Annotated in this window: 14 protein-coding genes; 9 read left to right on the top strand and 5 right to left on the bottom strand. The window is 62.6% G+C overall.

All coding sequences use genetic code 11. From position 1 onward, the window contains the following. Positions 1–280: 280 nt before the first annotated feature. Positions 281–1,309 carry an AraC family transcriptional regulator gene (locus E4T66_RS10220; protein WP_136848921.1) on the top strand — a complete coding sequence of 343 codons (1,029 nt, stop codon included), beginning with the start codon at positions 281–283 and terminating at the stop codon, positions 1,307–1,309. Positions 1,310–1,350: 41 nt separating this feature from the next. On the opposite strand, the gene E4T66_RS10225 is transcribed toward E4T66_RS10220, so the two are convergent. Genes E4T66_RS10225 through E4T66_RS10235 form a run of 4 tightly spaced genes read right to left on the bottom strand, consistent with a single transcriptional unit; the run spans position 1,351 to position 5,055 of the window. Next, entirely contained in the window at positions 1,351–2,787 is a 1,437-nt protein-coding gene (locus E4T66_RS10225; protein ID WP_136848922.1) for an aldehyde dehydrogenase family protein, read from the bottom strand. Positions 2,788–2,839: 52 nt separating this feature from the next. Further along, positions 2,840–4,639, bottom strand: coding sequence for a carboxypeptidase regulatory-like domain-containing protein (locus E4T66_RS10230; protein WP_136848923.1), 1,800 nt, complete (start codon positions 4,637–4,639; stop codon positions 2,840–2,842). An 18-nt stretch (positions 4,640–4,657) separates the two neighbouring features. Beyond that, a complete protein-coding gene (locus E4T66_RS21555; RefSeq protein WP_211242852.1) occupies positions 4,658–4,885 on the bottom strand; it encodes a hypothetical protein in 228 nt (75 codons plus the stop codon). After that, positions 4,882–5,055 carry a wax ester/triacylglycerol synthase domain-containing protein gene (locus tag E4T66_RS10235; protein ID WP_169577564.1) on the bottom strand — a complete coding sequence of 58 codons (174 nt, stop codon included), beginning with the start codon at positions 5,053–5,055 and terminating at the stop codon, positions 4,882–4,884. The genes E4T66_RS21555 and E4T66_RS10235 overlap by 4 nt, the downstream gene beginning before the upstream one ends. Positions 5,056–5,304: 249 nt before the next feature. On the opposite strand from E4T66_RS10235, the gene E4T66_RS10240 reads away from it, so the two are divergent. Both E4T66_RS10240 and E4T66_RS10245 read left to right on the top strand, forming a co-directional pair. Then, positions 5,305–6,318 (top strand): AraC family transcriptional regulator, encoded by a 1,014-nt coding sequence (locus tag E4T66_RS10240; protein WP_136848925.1) that lies wholly within the window; start codon positions 5,305–5,307, stop codon positions 6,316–6,318. Between the two features lie 116 nt (positions 6,319–6,434). Further along, entirely contained in the window at positions 6,435–7,955 is a 1,521-nt protein-coding gene (locus E4T66_RS10245; RefSeq protein WP_136848926.1) for a flavin-containing monooxygenase, read from the top strand. A gap of 122 nt (positions 7,956–8,077) precedes the next feature. On the opposite strand, the gene E4T66_RS10250 is transcribed toward E4T66_RS10245, so the two are convergent. Then, the gene (locus E4T66_RS10250; RefSeq protein WP_136848927.1) at positions 8,078–9,436 is read right to left on the bottom strand and encodes an adenylate/guanylate cyclase domain-containing protein; all 1,359 of its coding nucleotides are present in this window, start codon (positions 9,434–9,436) and stop codon (positions 8,078–8,080) included. A 455-nt stretch (positions 9,437–9,891) separates the two neighbouring features. Here E4T66_RS10250 and E4T66_RS10255 point away from each other — a divergent pair, with 455 nt between their 5' ends. From E4T66_RS10255 to E4T66_RS10280, 6 genes are all read left to right on the top strand, one after another. Continuing rightward, positions 9,892–12,444 (top strand): DUF1302 domain-containing protein, encoded by a 2,553-nt coding sequence (locus tag E4T66_RS10255; RefSeq protein WP_136848928.1) that lies wholly within the window; start codon positions 9,892–9,894, stop codon positions 12,442–12,444. 226 nt (positions 12,445–12,670) lie between these two features. After that, positions 12,671–12,895, top strand: coding sequence for a CsbD family protein (locus E4T66_RS10260; RefSeq protein ID WP_136849092.1), 225 nt, complete (start codon positions 12,671–12,673; stop codon positions 12,893–12,895). Positions 12,896–12,984: 89 nt separating this feature from the next. Continuing rightward, positions 12,985–13,818, top strand: coding sequence for a BON domain-containing protein (locus E4T66_RS10265; RefSeq protein ID WP_136848929.1), 834 nt, complete (start codon positions 12,985–12,987; stop codon positions 13,816–13,818). A 15-nt stretch (positions 13,819–13,833) separates the two neighbouring features. Then, on the top strand, positions 13,834–14,820 hold the full coding sequence (locus tag E4T66_RS10270; RefSeq protein WP_211242853.1) for a hypothetical protein: 987 nt from the start codon (positions 13,834–13,836) through the stop codon (positions 14,818–14,820). 188 nt (positions 14,821–15,008) lie between these two features. Then, positions 15,009–15,410, top strand: a complete 402-nt coding sequence (locus E4T66_RS10275; protein WP_136848930.1) for a DUF4398 domain-containing protein — start codon at positions 15,009–15,011, stop codon at positions 15,408–15,410. Beyond that, a complete protein-coding gene (locus E4T66_RS10280; RefSeq protein ID WP_136848931.1) occupies positions 15,410–16,297 on the top strand; it encodes an OmpA family protein in 888 nt (295 codons plus the stop codon). Before E4T66_RS10275 ends, E4T66_RS10280 begins: the two co-directional genes overlap by 1 nt. The last annotated feature ends 5 nt before the right edge of the window (positions 16,298–16,302 follow it).

The raw sequence follows: 16,302 nt of genomic DNA on the forward strand, positions 1-16,302 counted from the left end.
CTTGTCATCAACGCACTGCAGGTTGTCATTTCCAGACAGTGCGCACGTCGCATCAGGCCAGGCGCGGATCGGGACAGAGCGCATTGCCGCTGCTTCCATCGGAGGCAGCGCAGAATCCACGGCGAGTCACCCCGGGGAAATTCCCCGCGGGCATCGTGCTATCGTTGGGACGCCTCCTGCCCATCAAGCCCGATCGGTAAAAAATCAATGTCAGGGGCTTGCCATTTCCCTACTTTGTGTTGTCATTTCTGGACAGGCAAAGGACCTGGAGGAGAGAACATTGGCAACCCGAGGCGCCCCGCTGCTACCGGCACGTTACTACGTGCTGTTCTGCGATTGGCTGAAATCCGTGGGCGTCAATATCGAACAGCTGCTGAAGCAGTCGCGCATCGATGCGAACGAGTTCTTCGGCCCCGACGCGATGCTGACGCTGGAACAGGTCGACGCGCTGCTGGATCAATCGTTCGAAGCCACCGGCCGGCCTGATCTGGGCTTCGACTGGGGGCGACAGATCAAGCTCAGCTCGCACGACATCCTGGGCTACGCCTTGCTCAGCAGCCCGACGCTGGATTACGCACTGCGATTGAGCTCACGCTTCTATCGCCTGATGACGCCGACCTTCCGCCTGAGCTACCGACGCAATGCCGAAGTCGCGGAAATGGAGTTCAGCCCGGTCATGTCGATGAAGCCGCAGACACTGCGTTTTCATATCGAAGGGATCTCGGTCTCGGTACATGACCAGGTGAGAATCCTGCTCGGCGGCACCATGCCACCGTACGACTACTACGTCTCGATCGCGCAGCCGGCCTATCACCAACGCTATCGCGAGCTGAACCCGGCGCGCTGGCACTTCGAGGCGCAGCAGACTCCCGGCATGCGTGTTGCGCTGAGCGCCAATCTGGTTGACCGGACGCTGGAAATGTCGGACCGGACGGCTTTGCAGATGGCGGAGTCGCGCTGCGAGGCCTTGCTGGAGCATGTCAGCCAGGGCTCAGGACTCGCCGACTGGGTGACGATGATGCTGCACGAAGCCCGCGACGGCATGCCCACGCTGGACGATCTCGCGCACATCCTGCACATCACCTCGCGCACGCTGGACCGCCGCCTGCGCAAGGAGGGTCAGCACTTTCTCGACATCGCAAAACAGGTCCGCCACGAAAAGGCGCGCAATCTGCTTGCCGGCGGAAAGATGTCGGTCACCCAGGTCGCGCTGCAATTGGGTTACCAGGATGTCGCCAACTTCACCCGGGCCTTCAAGCGCGACAGTGGCATGAGTCCAACTGAATTCATCAGCGCCGAACGCAAGTAGTCTGGCAGTCCGGAGGCTGCCGCCCTCCGCGTGCGTGATGCTCAGAGGCTGACGGCCCCCATCACGGCCTTGAGCTGGGTGAATTCCTCGATGCCAGCCGCGCCCCACTCGCGCCCGAGACCGGAACGCTTGTAGCCACCGAACGGCGCGTGCAGATCGAGGCCCGCGCCATTGAGGTGAACCATGCCGGTGCGCAAGCGCCGCGCCACGGCACTGGCGCGCTCGATGCTTCCACCCCAGACGTAGCCGGACAGGCCGTACTCGCTGTCATTGGCCATGGCGACCGCTTCGTCTTCACTACGATACGGAATGATCGTCAGCACCGGCCCGAAAATCTCTTCGCGCGCGATCCGCGCCTGATTGTCTGCGGCGACGAAGACGGTCGGCCGCGCGTAATAACCCTGCGTCAGTCCGTCCGGACGGCCCAGCCCGCCGGCCACCAGGGTCGCACCCTCGTCGATGCCGGCAGCGATCAGGGCTTGCACACGCTGAAACTGGCGTGCGTTGGCGATCGGTCCGGTGGTGGTGCGCGCGTCGAGGGGATCGCCCACCACCAGTTGCTGCACGGCCTCGGCAGCAATCTGTTCAACCTCGGCCAGCATTGCCGCCGGCACCAGCATGCGCGACGGCGCGTTACAGCTCTGCCCGCTGTTAATCATCATCTGCAGCACGCCTTGCGTCACCGCCTGCTTCAGCGGCGCGTCCTCCAGGATGATGTTGGCAGACTTTCCGCCCAGCTCCAGTGACACGCGCTTGATCGAGTCAGCACCGTTTCTGGCGACTGCAGCGCCTGCGGCGGTCGAACCGGTGAGCGACACCATGTCGACCTTCGGATGCGTCGCCATGCTCGGCCCGATCTCCGGCCCCATGCCCCAGACCAGGTTGAACACCCCGGCGGGAGCACCGGCTTCGTCGAGAATCTCCGCCAGCAGATGCGCCGACAGCGGCGCCAGATCCGAGGGTTTGAGCACCACGGTACATCCGGCCAGCAAGGCCGGCGCGAGCTTGCAGGCGATCTGGTTCATCGGCCAGTTCCACGGCGTGATCAGCGAGCACACACCGACGGGTTCGCGCAGCAGCACCGTACTGCCCTGCGTGCGCTCCCACTCGAAGTGCTCGGCCAGCGCTGCTGCGATCTGAAAATGCCACAAGCCGATCGGTGCCTGCAGCGTCCTGGAGAGCTGCTCGTAGGGCGCGCCCATCTCGGTCGTGATCGCCAGCGCCATCTCCTCCACGCGGCGCTCGTACACCGCAGCTATACGCTGCAGCAGCGCCAATCGCTCGCTCAGCGGCGTCGCCGCATAGGCCGGAAACGCGCGGTACGCCGCATCGATGGCGCGCTCAAGATCGGCCGCACCGCCCATGTGAACGCTCGCAATTGGCTGCTCCGTCGCCGGATTGATGACCGCGACAGCAGACGCAGCTGCGGTCGAGGCCTGCCACTGGCCGTCGATGTAATGCCGATCGAAAGTACGCATACCGCTGCTCCGTGCAGAGTTGGAATTCAGCAACGATCCGTCAAAGCCGTGCTCAGCTCGCGCCGAGGATCGCGGCGCGATCGTCGGCACCGCCTTCGGGATCGACGCACAGGAACGACGGTACCCCATCCTCGATCGCGTACGAGGGCAGATTGGACTGACTCGAGCACGCCTGCCCGTCGGAGGTGAACTCCCAGTCGCGCAGCCAGGTGACGCGGGTCGGACTCGGATAGGTCACGAAGGTCTTGGTCGCCGGGATGAAGCGGAACCAGCGATCCGACATGTTCGAGGTGATCCAGATGTCTCCGGTGATCGGGTGGACGTTGAGTGCGTACGGCACCTCGTACTCGTTCGGGGCCAGCAGCGGCAGCGGATAGCTTTCGAACTTCTGGGTCCTGGTGTCGTAGCTCATCAAGGCGCTGTCGTCGAATGCGGGAATCCACAGCACCCCGTTCTTGTCGAAGCGTGGACGGCGCGGTCCCTTCAACGGCGTGTCGATTTCGGTCACTTCCTGCGTGACCGGATCGATGCGTCCGATCTTGTTCAGATAGAGCTTGGCGTACCAGATCGATCCGTCGACCGGATTGACGTCGATGCCATAGGGGAAGTTGAGGATCGAGTGACCGAGATTGGCGAACTTGTGCGGCGACAGCTTCAGCTGCAGATCATTGCCCGGGAACCAGGCCGCGAGCTTCATCACCACCGGCAGCGCCATGTCGGTCAGCCAGCGCCAGAAGCCGTTATGCGGCAGGCTGATGACCGTGAAGGTTTCGGTCTTGGGATCGAAACGAACGACTTCATTCGACAGCACCACGGTGAACCAGACGATGTCGTTCTTGTCGACGCGAATCGTATGCGGATACAGGTGCCGGTGCCCCAGCTCATAGACCTTGAACTCGCGCGTCTTCGGGTCGAACGACGCCACCGACGATGACAGTGCGTTGGTGATCCAGAACCGACCATCGCTGGTCTGCGCCAGACTGTGCGGACCGTGCTTGCCGGAGAACACGCCGATCGGCAGCGGAATGCCCGACAGCACACCCCCCGTGGGCAGGTCGATATCCGGTTCATGGAAGGTCTCGATCTTGTTGGTCTTGCGATCAAGGAACCACACCACGTCGTGGCCTTCGTCGGCACCGTACAGATTGTCGTCCTGCCCGACCGCCGCATCGTGAATGAACGACAGTCCGTCGCCGACCAGCCATTCCTCAACCTTGGCGTTTTTCAGTTCGGGACTGACGTCGTAGCTCTGGATCGCCTTGACCGGATCAGGGGTGAATCCGCGCGTCAGCGTTCCGGCGATACCGTTGGCATCCGCGTCTGTCAGCATCGCGAAATAGCCTTCCATGCGCCGGATGGTCGCGCGCCACGCCGTCTCTTCCCGCGGCACGCGCGTCAGCGAGTTGCCCATCTGGTGACAGTAGTTGCACTGGCTGACGAAGGCGGCGCGCAAGTCGGGGTTGTCCCATTGCAGCTTGGTCAGATGCGCTGACGCGGTCAGCGTGTCCGACAGCTTCTGCGGATCGCTGATTTTCTCGACGGTGAAGTCGACCTGCGCGGTCGTCTCACCCTGTACCTCGACGGTTTGCACCTCGTCCTCGAAGTACGGCACCCGCGCCCGCACTGCCAGCACACCGTCGTAGCCGGTGCGGATGGCATAGCTGCCATCTTCGGCAGTGTAGACCGTGGTCTTGCGCTGCTTGTCGGCGTTGAACACCGTCACCAGCGCACCGGACACCGGCGCGCCGGACGCCGTCACCACGTGGCCGGAAAACTGTGCGGCCGGCGCTGCGGGACTGCCGAGCGCAGCAGTCAGGGCAATGCCGGAAAACAACAGGGATCTGAGACGCATGGCGAACTCCTGGAAGACTCAAATGTGAACAGCGGAGGTCTCGACCGCGAGATGCTCTGCGGTGATCCAGCCGGCGCTGCGGACAATGAAACGGACACTGTAATCTGCGGTTTCACGCGCCTTCGGCAACCACCGCGACGCCTCAAACACCTGCGGCAGCCGATCCCGGATTTCGAGCACCACGGCAGCGCCGGCAGCAGACGTTGCAGACGTTGCAGACGCGAGGGTTTGAGCTTTCGATTTCACGGCTGCGACAGTTCACGCGGTCGGCGCAGCTCGGCGACCAGCTCCTGGACGAAATCAGACGATGCGCCCCTGGGCACGGAGAAGATCTGCCGGCCGGCGACATGCGCACGCATCGACGGCGACTCCAGATGCAGGAACATTGCGTCCATCGGGGACAGCTTTCGGGTCACGGCGTGGAACCTTCACGGTGAGATTGACCCATGCATGGTCTGCTTGCGGCGCGCTGCAAACTTGTCATTTGCCGACTTCACCTTGTCATTGTCGGACACGACGACGGACGGCGCCCGCGAACTGAGCCCAAATCACGGCAGTCGGCGCCCAAACGTGCGGCGATTGCACGACAGAACCGCACCTCGACTGTTCTCAATCCAGCGCAGGGACCTTAATGTGTCGCACCAGAACGAGGAGCGGGACCGCGGGTGAGCGAGCACCGGATTCCCATCATTTACAGCCGCATCATTGCCTCGGCCGTCGGCAGGAAGGCGGCCGAGTTGCGTCCTGCGCTTCCCGGGGGGCTTTCTTCGGGCGCGGATGGCTATATGTCCGGCGCGCAGTACGAGGCACTGCTGCGGGCTGCATGCGCGGTCTCCGCAGACCCGCTGATTGCCTTGAAGGCCGGCGCCAATATTCCGTTCAGCGTGCACGGGCCGCTGGGCATCGCCGCCATGTCGAGCGCGACGCTGGGTGATGCCCTGTCGGTGATCGGTCGTTACGCCGCCTTGCGCAGTCCGTTCTGCGCGATGCAGGCCGTGGAAGACAGCGATACCGTGATTTTCTTGTTTCAGATGGATACCAGCCTGCACGATCAGACCGATGCTGCGCTGGATTTCATCCTGTCGACCATCGGCTGTTCGATCTCGAGCCTGATCGCCGAGCCGCTGGCGACATTCCGTCTTGAGCTCAGGCGCAGAAAGCCGGCGCAGGCCCGCGAGTACACCCGGATTCTGGGCTGCGATGTGGTGTTCGGCGCAGCACGGAACGCCTTCGTGATCAGCAAGGACAGCCTGGCGACACCGCTGCTGGGCGCGAATCCGGAAGAGTTCGACAAAGCCCTCGAACGCCTGCGCAGCATGCACCTTCCACAGGGACGCCTGCCGCTGCTGCGCGAACGAGTGATCAATGTTTTCGCGAACCGCAGCGGACATCTGTGTGCTCTGCCCGAGTGCGCACGCTCGCTCGGTATGTCGACACGAACGCTCCAGCGCAAGTTGCGCGCCGAGGGCCTGTCATTCGAAACGCTGCGCGACACCTGGCTGAGCGAGCAGGCGCTGGACTTGCTGCTGCGCGAACACCTGTCGGTGGAAGTCACCGCAACGCTGCTTGGTTACAGCGAGATCGCCAATTTCCGTCGCTCGTTCCGACGCTGGCATGGCGTGGCCCCCGCGGCCTACCGCGCACGCCAGGCCAAGACACGCGCCCGCACTCGCCGGTAGTACCGGTTTCCGGGTCATGGCGCAATATGACCCCCTCGTGGCGCAATATGACCTTACCCAGTCCACGCTGATTTCAGAAACTGGCGGCATACGATTTCTATAAGAGGAGAATCCCGATGGGATCCGCACACCTGTATGCGTTGCGCTCGCCGTCCGTGGTGGTGATCGGCGCCGGCATGACCGGCATCCTGCTGGCAATCAAGCTGCGAGAAGCCGGCGTGACCAATCTGACGATTCTCGAGAAAGCCGATCGTCTCGGCGGCACCTGGCGCGAGAACACCTACCCCGGCGTCGCCTGCGATATCCCGGCGCACATGTACACCTACTCGTTCGAGCCCAACCCGGAGTGGAGCCACCGCTTCGCCCACGGCGACGAAATCCAGGAATACTTCGAACGCGTTGGCCGCAAATACGGCGTAACCAACTCGATCCACTTCAATGAAGCCGTGACGAGTTGCGTGTACGACGCCGGCAAGTGGACGGTCAAGACCAGCAAGGGTCGTCTGGTCGTCGCCGATTTCGTCATCAACAGCACCGGCATCCTGCACCACCCGGCCAAGCCCGATATCAAGGGCATCGAGACCTTCGGTGGCGCGATGTTCCATACCGCCGAGTGGGATCATCAGGTTGATCTGCGCGGCAAGCGCGTCGGAATCATCGGCACCGGTTCGACCGCGGCACAGGTGATACCGGAGGTCGCAAAGATCGCCGGAAAGCTGTCAGTGTTCCAGCGCACGCCGCAGTGGCTGCTACCGCTGGGCAACAAGGACGTTTCCGAACGGGAAAAGGAGAAGCTGCGCAAGAACCCGATCAAACTGCTGCGCCTGCGCAAGTTCTACATGTGGGCGATCAGCCAGCTGCTGACCAAGGCAGTGACCGGACACAAGCTGCAGAACGTCCTGTTCAGCACCATCTGCAAACTGAATCTGAAGCTCAGCGTGCGCGACCGCGCACTGCGCGCGAAGCTGACGCCGAACTACACCGTCGGCTGCAAACGCATCATCGTCAACACCACGTTCTATCCGGCAATCCAGCGCGACAATGTCGAACTGGTCGTTGACCGCATTGATTCCATCAACCCCACGGGGATCAAGACCCGCGATGGCAGGCAGCACGATCTGGACGTGTTGATCCTGTCCACCGGCTTCAACCCGGTTGCGTACATGCGACCGATGGAAGTGATCGGACGCGACGGCCTGCACATCAACGATGCCTGGAAGGACAAGATCCGCACCTATCGCTCGCTGTGCATGCCGGGATTCCCGAACAACTTCCTGATGCTCGGACCGAACTCGCCGATCGGCAACTACTCGGTGATCGAAATGAGCGAAGTCCAGTGCAACTACATCCTGCAGATCATCGAGCGTTGGCGCCGCGCCGAGTTCGACGCGATCGAAGTAACTGAAGCCGCGACCCGGCGCTTCGCCGAAACCATCAAGGCCGGCATGAGCAAGACGGTCTGGGTCGGCGGCTGCCAGAGCTGGTACCTGGACGGCGACGGCGACCCGATCCTGTGGCCCTATACCTGGGACCGCTGGGAGCGCGAAATGGCGACGCCCGAGATGGCTGACTTCACCACGCAGAAGTTCGCCAGCGGCGGCAGCGTGATCGTACCCGAAGAGCGCGTGGCCTCATGAAGGGCAGCCAGGGCTGGCTGCTGTTCTGCACCGGCACTGGAACCCGGCAGCCGAGGCGCAGGGTCGCAGTGAACTGACGGTCCCGCACACGGGGCGTCAGCCAAGCTGGGGGGCTTGAGGCGTCATGGGGAACCTGGCGCCTCAAGCCTGAACAGCTCCCACTCATCAGGGACACCCTTGAGAACGTGCCTGCCGAAGGCGGAGAACGTGTAGCGCGAGCCCAGCAGAATGTCCCGCACCGTGCGCGAGACCACGACTTCGCCCGCACCCGCCTGCGCCATGACGCGTGCGGCAATGTGCACGGCAATGCCGCCGATGCGATCACCCTCGCGCAGCTCAACGTTTCCTGCATGCACACCGGCGCGAATGTTTATTCCGAGCGACGTCACCGCTTCCTGCAGCGCCTGTGCGCAGTCGATTGCACGCTCAGGGCGTTCGAACGTCGACAGCGTCCCGTCCCCTGAGGATTCGACGAATCTCCCTTGGTACAAGGCGACCTGCTCGCGCACTGCGCGATCATGCTTTTCCAGTAGTACCCGCCACTCGCTGTCCCCCTTGTCCGCAGCGCAGCGCGTCGAGTCCACGATGTCCGTGAACAGCACCGTCAACAGCGCACGCTCCGGTTCGGCGCCGTGGCGGCGTCCGGTGACGAACTCCTCGATATGGCCCAGCACGATGTCCGGATTCTCGAAGACCACAATGCCGTCAGAGCCCGGCAGTTCAACGAAGCGTGCGCCGGGAATGTGATCGGCCAGATAGCGTGTCTGTGCCACCGGGATCAGCGAAAAGTTCCGGCGTGCCATCACCAGGGTCGGAACGTGAATCTGCGGCAGCAGGTGTCGTGCATCGAGGTGCGCCTGACTTTCCAGGTTCTCGGCCATCGCAGCCGGCGAGGCAATCGCACGCTGATACTTTGCGCTCCAGCGCATCAGCGCTTCGTCCTGTGCCTGACTGGGAATGAACAGGGCGGACATTTGCGCCGTTCCCCAGTACTTCAGCACGGACGCCTTGATCCGCTCCACCACTTCCGGCGGGAAGCCCTGCGGATAGCCCGGCTTTGCAGTCATGCAGGCCGCCGTGATGCCAAGTATGAGCCCCGAGCAGCGCTCGGGATGACGGCTCACGAACTCGAGAACGGACACCCCGGCGTCCACCGTCAGGGTGCCGAATATGATCGGGGCGCTGGAGCCGGCGGCGTCCAGCACGGCCATACAGTCCTGATCCCAGTGATCCACCGGCGAGAGCCCGCTGTTGCTCGGCGGGTCCGAAAGGCCGGCACCACGACGATCGAACATGATCAGGCGGGAGAAGGACGCCAGTCTGCGGAAGAAGCGTGCAGCGGCAGGTTCTTCCCACATCGTATCCAGATTGCTCCAGAAACCTGTCGTCATCAGCAGATCCCGGGGGCCGTCGCCCAGCACCTGGTAGGCGACTCGGTCGTCACCGACCGTGGCAAAACGGGTTTCGGGTGCGGCGGCCATGGCGTCAGATCCCCGGCGTCAGTGCGTCAAAACGCAGGGGCATCGACGACCGGGCCTCTGTACACCGCACTTCCTGTGCCTGCGCCCAGCGGCGCAGTGCAAGATGGCGCGAAATCCCACGTATGCATCATCTCTCCCCGGAAATTCCACTCGCAGTACCGGCCACATCATCAGCCTGGATCAGCGCGCGCCTGTTGACCCAGGTCAGTCGCGCAGACTTGCGGCGCCGCCGTCGCCCCCAAGCTCGCGGAATGTACACAGCGAGTTCAACGTGAATCACTTGCCGAACGATGTCATGCACGCACCGCACTCGTCCGATCGTGGTATCGCGTGGCCTCCAGGATTAGGCTAGATTAGGTCATAGCTGAGAGAAAGACGCTGCGAACGTCTTCGAGAAGGGCCCGGCCTCAGGCGACCGGCATACACCGAGCAGCACCCAGCAGTGGAGTGTCCACATGCACGCCTATTCCATCGCCTTTGTTCGCCTTGCTGCTCTCGCCGCCTTGATGTCCGCGCAGGCGGCGCACGCCATCAGCTTTGATCTGGACGCCGACGGCGACTGGAAAGGCGTACTCAATACGACGATGACCGCTGGCGCGGCATGGCGGATGCAAAGCCCGTCGTCCCAACTGATCGGCAAGTCCAACCTCGACCCGTCGCTGTGTGCCCATCAGTACCAGTCCTGCCAGGGTCTGTTTCTGACCCAGACCTACCCGGCCACGCACATCGCCGCGTCGCCAGGCATGCTCTCGATGAACGCGGATGACGGCAACCTGAACTACGCCAAGCACGACCTGTTCTCGGGCATCGCCAAAATCACCCAGGACCTCACGCTGACGCTGGGAGACTTCGGCATCTTCGCGAAGTGGCTGTACTTCTACGACTTCGTCAACAATGACTTCACCGAATATCACCCTAACCGGATCACGTCAGAGAATGTGAACGCGGCGGGCTTCCGGAATGACCCGATCTCCAACCGGTATTTCGACCACACGTTCGGTCCGGGCAGCGTCGTCGAGAACCCTCGGAACGACGGAGAGATCCTGCGCCAGGTGGGTGCAGATCTGCAGTTGCTGGACCTGAATTTCTACGGACGGGTCACCCTGCCCGGCGATCGCGAGCTGAGCTTCAAGATCGGCCGGCAGGCAGTGAACTGGGGCGAATCGACGCTGCTGGCAATCAACAGCCTGAACCAGGCGAATCCCGTCAACGCGAACAATCTCTACCGCATCGGCACGCAGGTCGAGGAGCTGTTCACGCCGGTCAACATGGTGTCGCTGAGTACGGAACCCTTTCTCAACAGCACCGTGGAAGTGTTCTACCAGCTCGAATGGAAACCGGTCGAAGCCCCGGCGCCCGGCAGCTATTTCAGCTACTCCGACCTGGGCACCAACAACGCGGTGATGAATGCCAATGTCAGCTTTGGTGGCGCTGCCGAGGACCCGGAGGGTCTGGGTACGTTCCAGGACAATCCTCTGGCGCTGATCACTGACACCACGTCGACGATCCGCCGTATCCGCGACAACACACCCGACGCCTCCGGCCAGTATGGAATCGCGTTCAAGTACTACGCCGAGGATCTGAACAACGGCACCGAGTTCGGGCTGTATTTCATGAACTACCATTCCAGGTTGCCCTACGTCAGCTTCTACGCGTCGCAGCCCTCGTGCGCACGTCGTGAAGGCAACAGCCAGGGCATCGATGCCCGCAATACCATCGAGTTCCTGCAGACCTGCTCGAATCTTCCGGCCGTGGCGATCAGCAGCGCCCGGCAGCAGCTGACCGCAGATGCGGTGAACCTGATTCTGAATAATCCGCAGGTCATCGGCGATCTGGGCGTTGTTGGATCGCTGCTGGGTGATCCGGTCGGTGCACTCGGCGTGCTGCAGGGGCTGCTGCTGGGCGGCGACCCTAACGCGCCACTGTCGGATGCAGTGCCGCTGGACACGGCGATGATCCAGTTCGAGTATCCGGAGAACATCCAGCTGTTCGGGCTCAGCTTCAACACACCGGTCGGCGAATATGCGCTGCAAGGTGAGGTCGCCTATCGGCCACACCAGCCGTTGCAGATCGCCTTGGCTGACCTGTCGTTTGCAGCCTACGGCCCCACCCTGACCCGCTGTCACGACCCCAATCTGGGATGTGCCGGATCATCCGCGGGCAGCGGCTTTCAGGAGGACGGCACGCACAGCGCGGACAACGGCATCTACTATGGGGGCAGTGATGTCGCTGACACGGATCCGGCGTTCTCATACAACGACACCATCAATATCCTGCTGGGCGACGCACCCGGTTCGGCCCGTGCCTTTCCCAATTTCGTGATCCCTTATCGCGGCGGCATCGTCGGCGAGAACGCGGCGACCGACCTGAGCAAACCGCTGAACTCGAAGAACCCGGGCTACATCCGCGGCTGGGAATACTTCTCGACCTACGAGTTCAATCTGGGCTTCACCCGCGTCTACGGCGCCAGCGACAACCCGTTCGGGGCCGACCAGATTCAGCTGGTCGGCGAGCTGGGCGCAATCTGGACACCGGGCCTGCCGTCGCTGGACCAGCTGCAAATCGAAAGCCCTGGCGTCTACACCAGCGCATCGGCCGGTGCCGACGGTACCGGCGCAGACGGGTCACGCCAGGCCTGCTCGACCAATCCGACCTGCGTCGTCGGCCCAGACGGTCTGCGCTTCAACCCCACCCAGGCCAACCTCGACGCGTATGTCGACAAGCTGGCCTGGGGCTACCGCGTGATCACGACGCTGAAGTACGAAAGCGTCTACGGGCCGATCAGCGTGCAACCCTTCATCATCTGGGCACATGACGTCAGCGGCACCGGTCCCGGCCCTGCGGAGAACTTCGTCGAAGGCCGCAAGCAGGCCTACCTCACGATCGAAACCCGATACAAGAGCGCCCTGTCCTTCACCGTCGGCTATGCCTGGTTCTTCGGCGGCGGCGCAAACAATCTGTACAGCGATCGCGACTTCGCACAGGCATTGGTGAAGTACCAGTTCTGAGTTGATCCACGCGTTCACTTGGGGGCCGTACTCTGCCGCTCCAGATGGTCGCCGTGTGCGGCTTCAGTGCAAATGCCGCTGCGGGCCACATTCCCGACATTCCATGCGCTAAGCGCGTGAGCGCACCGACTGGACGCTGACTCGCGTCTATCGTGCCTCCCTGCACCGATACCGCTGCCTCGCAATCTCGTGAGGCGCGGTATCTCAGAGAGGTTTCATGAACACCATGAGCGAAAAACACGCGAGCGCCAACATCACCCAGACCACTGGCGCCTGGAAACAGCAGATGGGCGCCGCCAAGGTCACCTGGGGCAAGCTGACTGACGACGAGCTGCTGCAGACCGAGGGCCATGTCCAGAAACTGGTCGGCCTCGTGCAGGAACGCTACGCCATCACGCGCGATGAGGCCGCAGCACAGATCAACGGCTTCTTCGACAAGCACAAAGCCTGAACAAAGCCACGTCACACGGAGCCCGCGGGAAGTCGTCGTTCAAGCGCGCCTGCGAGGCATCCGCGCATCACCCGAATTGGAGAAACACCATGAATCATTCATTCCGCAAAACGCTGATGGCTTCCGCCATCGCGCTCAGCTCGTTTGGCGTCGGCAGCACCGCCTTCGCCAGCGACACGGTGGGTCAGAACATGACGGAGGCTCGCCAGGAAACCCAGATCTGGACGACCTACGCACTCAGCCCCAACCTGCGTGCCAACGACCTCAAGGTCTCGGTGCATGGCGGCAAGGCCACACTGAGTGGCACCGTTGAAGAAGGCGTGAACAAGGACCTGGCCAAGCAGATCGCGCTCGGCGTCAAAGGCGTGACCGAAGTCGACAACCAGATTGTCGTACAGCCTGAGTACGTCGCCGCCGTCTCCACCGAGCGCAGCTATGGCCAGGTAGTCGACGATGCCACCATCACTTCGACGGTGAAGTCCAAGCTGTTGTGGAGCAAATACACCGATGGCTTGAGCACCGACGTCGACACCAATCGCGGCAACGTCAAGCTCATCGGCACTGCCGACAGCGAAGCCGCCAAGAGCCTCGCCGGCCAGCTCGCCGGCAATACGCGCGGTGTTGCCTCAGTCGACAACCAGCTCGTGGTCAAGACACCGAAACCGGGCCTGGTCGACAAGACCAAGGCGGTCACCCAGGAAGCTGGCAATGATATCGCCGACGGCTGGATCTCAACCAAGGTGAAATCCATGCTGCTGTATTCGAGCAACGTCGAAGGCTCGGACATCACGGTCGACACCCAGAACGGTGTTGTCACCTTGAGCGGCAAGGTGGACAGCGGCGCTGAGCGCGCGCTTGCCATCGAACTGGCCAGCAACGTTCGCGGCGTCAAGAGCGTGCAGTCGAAAGCCTTGAAGTTCTAAGCCTGACGCTCTGACATGAAGAACGCCGCGCAGTCCGCTCACCGGACGGCGCGGCGTTCTCATTTTCAGGCGCCGCCGCAGGATCACGGCGTGCGCATGCCGTCGTTCATGACCCACCTCGTCGCGAAAGCCGCCCTCACTGCGGCCCTTGTTCTATTCGGAGCAGTTCCAGCCCATGCGCAGGACGCCGCTGCGCTGACAGCGCGCCACAACACCCTGCGCGACGCGCTTGCGCAGAACGCGTTTCAACGCCCCCTGTACCTGGAGTCGAACGAGACTCAGGACCAGTTGAAAGGCGATATCTACGTACAGATCGCGCAATCCTACGGCGTCGCCGGCCCGGCGATGCGGGACATCGGTCATTGGTGCGATCTGTTGATCCTGCACCTCAACGTCAAGGACTGCTTCGCCTCCACGCCGGGCCAGCCCGCAAGCCTGAACCTCAACGTAGGACGCAAGTTCGACCAGCCGCTCGAAGACACCTACCCGTTCGATTTTCTTTACCGCGTGCTGAAGTCGGAACCGGACTATCTGCAGGTCGAGCTGACCGCCGAGGACGGTCCGATCGGCACGTATCGCTATCGCATGGTGCTTGAAATCGTCGCACTCGACAGTGGGCACAGCTTTCTGCATCTGTCCTACGCCTACAGATTCGGTCTCGCGGCCCGCATGGCCATGCGGGGCTATCTCGCGACCATCGGACGCGAGAAGCGCGGCTTCAGCATCGTGGGGCACGACACCGGCAGCGGGACGGTCTACATCGGCGGCACACGCGGCGTGATCGAGCGCAACACCATGCGCTACTTCATCGCCATCGAGGCCTATCTCGGAGCGCTGTCAACGCCCGAACCGCAGCGCCTCGAAAAACGCCTCAACGACTGGTACGCAGGCATCGAACGCTATTCCACACAGCTGCACGAACTCGAACGCGACCAGTACCTCAGCATGAAGCGCAAGGAAGTCCGACGTATGGAAACCCTCCATGCGGACCGGACACCCTGATAGATCCCCACGGCCGCCGGAAACTCATCTGCTCTGGGTACGGTAACGAACTGAACTCGCCGACCCTTTTGTCTACTGTTGCAGCTGAGGACCGCTCAAGGCCTCACTACCAGCTCTTGCTGCGGATGCCGAGGTTCTCGACAGCGCACCCCGGGCCCGAAAAGAACACATCCCCGAGGACATCAGACATGAATCGAACAATCGCCGCGTTGCCGCAGAAATCCCTGGCTCGAGCCTGGCTCTCAGCGATGGGCCTGCTGGTACTCGCGGGCTGCGCATCGGTGCCGCAGCCGCCAACCAAGGCCCTGCAGGCCGCCGAGCTGGCAATCGCCAATGCAGAGAATGAACGCGTCGCTGACTACGCCTCACCGGAACTCGGCGAAGCACGCGAGAACCTGACCGCTGCGCGGGAAGCCGTACTGCGGGACAAGATGGTCGTCGCCGAGCGCCTTGCCGAACAGTCCCAGGCCAACGCGCAGCTCGCAACAGCCAAGGCCGAGGTCGCGAAGGCTGAAGTCGTCAATGACGAGATGCAGAAGAGCATCGAGACCCTCAAGCTTGAAATGCAGCGCAATCCGGAAGCCCGCTAATGAACACCAACCACACTTTTTCCAAGCGTCTGATCGCGGTTGCCGCAGCCGCGCTACTCACCGCTGCCTGCTCGGCGTCGCTGACCCGGCCTGATGGCGCGGACGACACTCGCACCAAGCTGACCCAGCTACAGTCCGACTCACAGCTCGCCAGTCGCGCGCCGGTCGAGATCAAGGACGCTGAATCCGCCGTGCGTGCCGCCGAGAAGCCGCGCGCGGACACCGATCTGGGCCATCACCTCGTATTGATTGCCGATCGCAAGGTCGATACCGCCTCGGCCACCGCAAAAGCACGTCTGCTGGAAGACCAGCGCAAGACGCTGAGCCAGCAGCGCGAAACTGCGCGACTCGATTCGCGTACCCGTGAAGCGGACCATGCGCGCAGCGATGCGACTGCAGCCCGAGCCGACGCGACTGCCGCGCGCTACCAGACCGACATCGCGCGAATGGAAGCCAATGGCGCTCGCCAGCAAGCCGACGAGCTGCAGCGACAGATCACCGAACTCAACGCCCGCGAAACCGACCGCGGTCTGGTCGTCACTCTGGGCGACGTGTTGTTCGCAACCGGCAGATCCGAACTGCGCGGCGGCACACCGGGTGACCTCGGCAAGCTCGCCGCGTTTCTCAACAAGTATCCGGATCGCAGCGTGATCATCGAGGGTCACACCGACAGCGTCGGCAGTGAGAACTCCAACTTCAGTCTGTCGGAGCGTCGCGCCGCCTCGGTGAAGTCCTATCTGGTCGGTCAGGGCGTCTCATCCAGCCGCGTGACTTCGACCGGCAAGGGCGAAGGTTCGCCAGTCGCCGGCAACGACTCCACCTCAGGTCGCGCGCAGAATCGCCGGGTCGAGGTGATCATTACGAACGTGCAGACTTCGTCGAAGTGAAGCAT

This window comes from Sinimarinibacterium arenosum (assembly GCF_005047655.1).
Lineage (GTDB): Bacteria > Pseudomonadota > Gammaproteobacteria > Nevskiales > Nevskiaceae > Solimonas.

Coding starts and splice junctions, on each gene's coding strand:
- E4T66_RS10255 (WP_136848928.1), top strand. CDS start 9,892: ATGCACGCCTATTCCATCGCCTTTGTTCGCCTTGCTGCTCTCGCCGCC.
- E4T66_RS10275 (WP_136848930.1), top strand. CDS start 15,009: ATGAATCGAACAATCGCCGCGTTGCCGCAGAAATCCCTGGCTCGAGCC.
- E4T66_RS10230 (WP_136848923.1), bottom strand. CDS start 4,639: ATGCGTCTCAGATCCCTGTTGTTTTCCGGCATTGCCCTGACTGCTGCG.
- E4T66_RS10270 (WP_211242853.1), top strand. CDS start 13,834: ATGAAGAACGCCGCGCAGTCCGCTCACCGGACGGCGCGGCGTTCTCAT.
- E4T66_RS10260 (WP_136849092.1), top strand. CDS start 12,671: ATGAGCGAAAAACACGCGAGCGCCAACATCACCCAGACCACTGGCGCC.
- E4T66_RS10265 (WP_136848929.1), top strand. CDS start 12,985: ATGAATCATTCATTCCGCAAAACGCTGATGGCTTCCGCCATCGCGCTC.
- E4T66_RS10225 (WP_136848922.1), bottom strand. CDS start 2,787: ATGCGTACTTTCGATCGGCATTACATCGACGGCCAGTGGCAGGCCTCG.
- E4T66_RS10245 (WP_136848926.1), top strand. CDS start 6,435: ATGGGATCCGCACACCTGTATGCGTTGCGCTCGCCGTCCGTGGTGGTG.
- E4T66_RS10280 (WP_136848931.1), top strand. CDS start 15,410: ATGAACACCAACCACACTTTTTCCAAGCGTCTGATCGCGGTTGCCGCA.
- E4T66_RS10250 (WP_136848927.1), bottom strand. CDS start 9,436: ATGGCCGCCGCACCCGAAACCCGTTTTGCCACGGTCGGTGACGACCGA.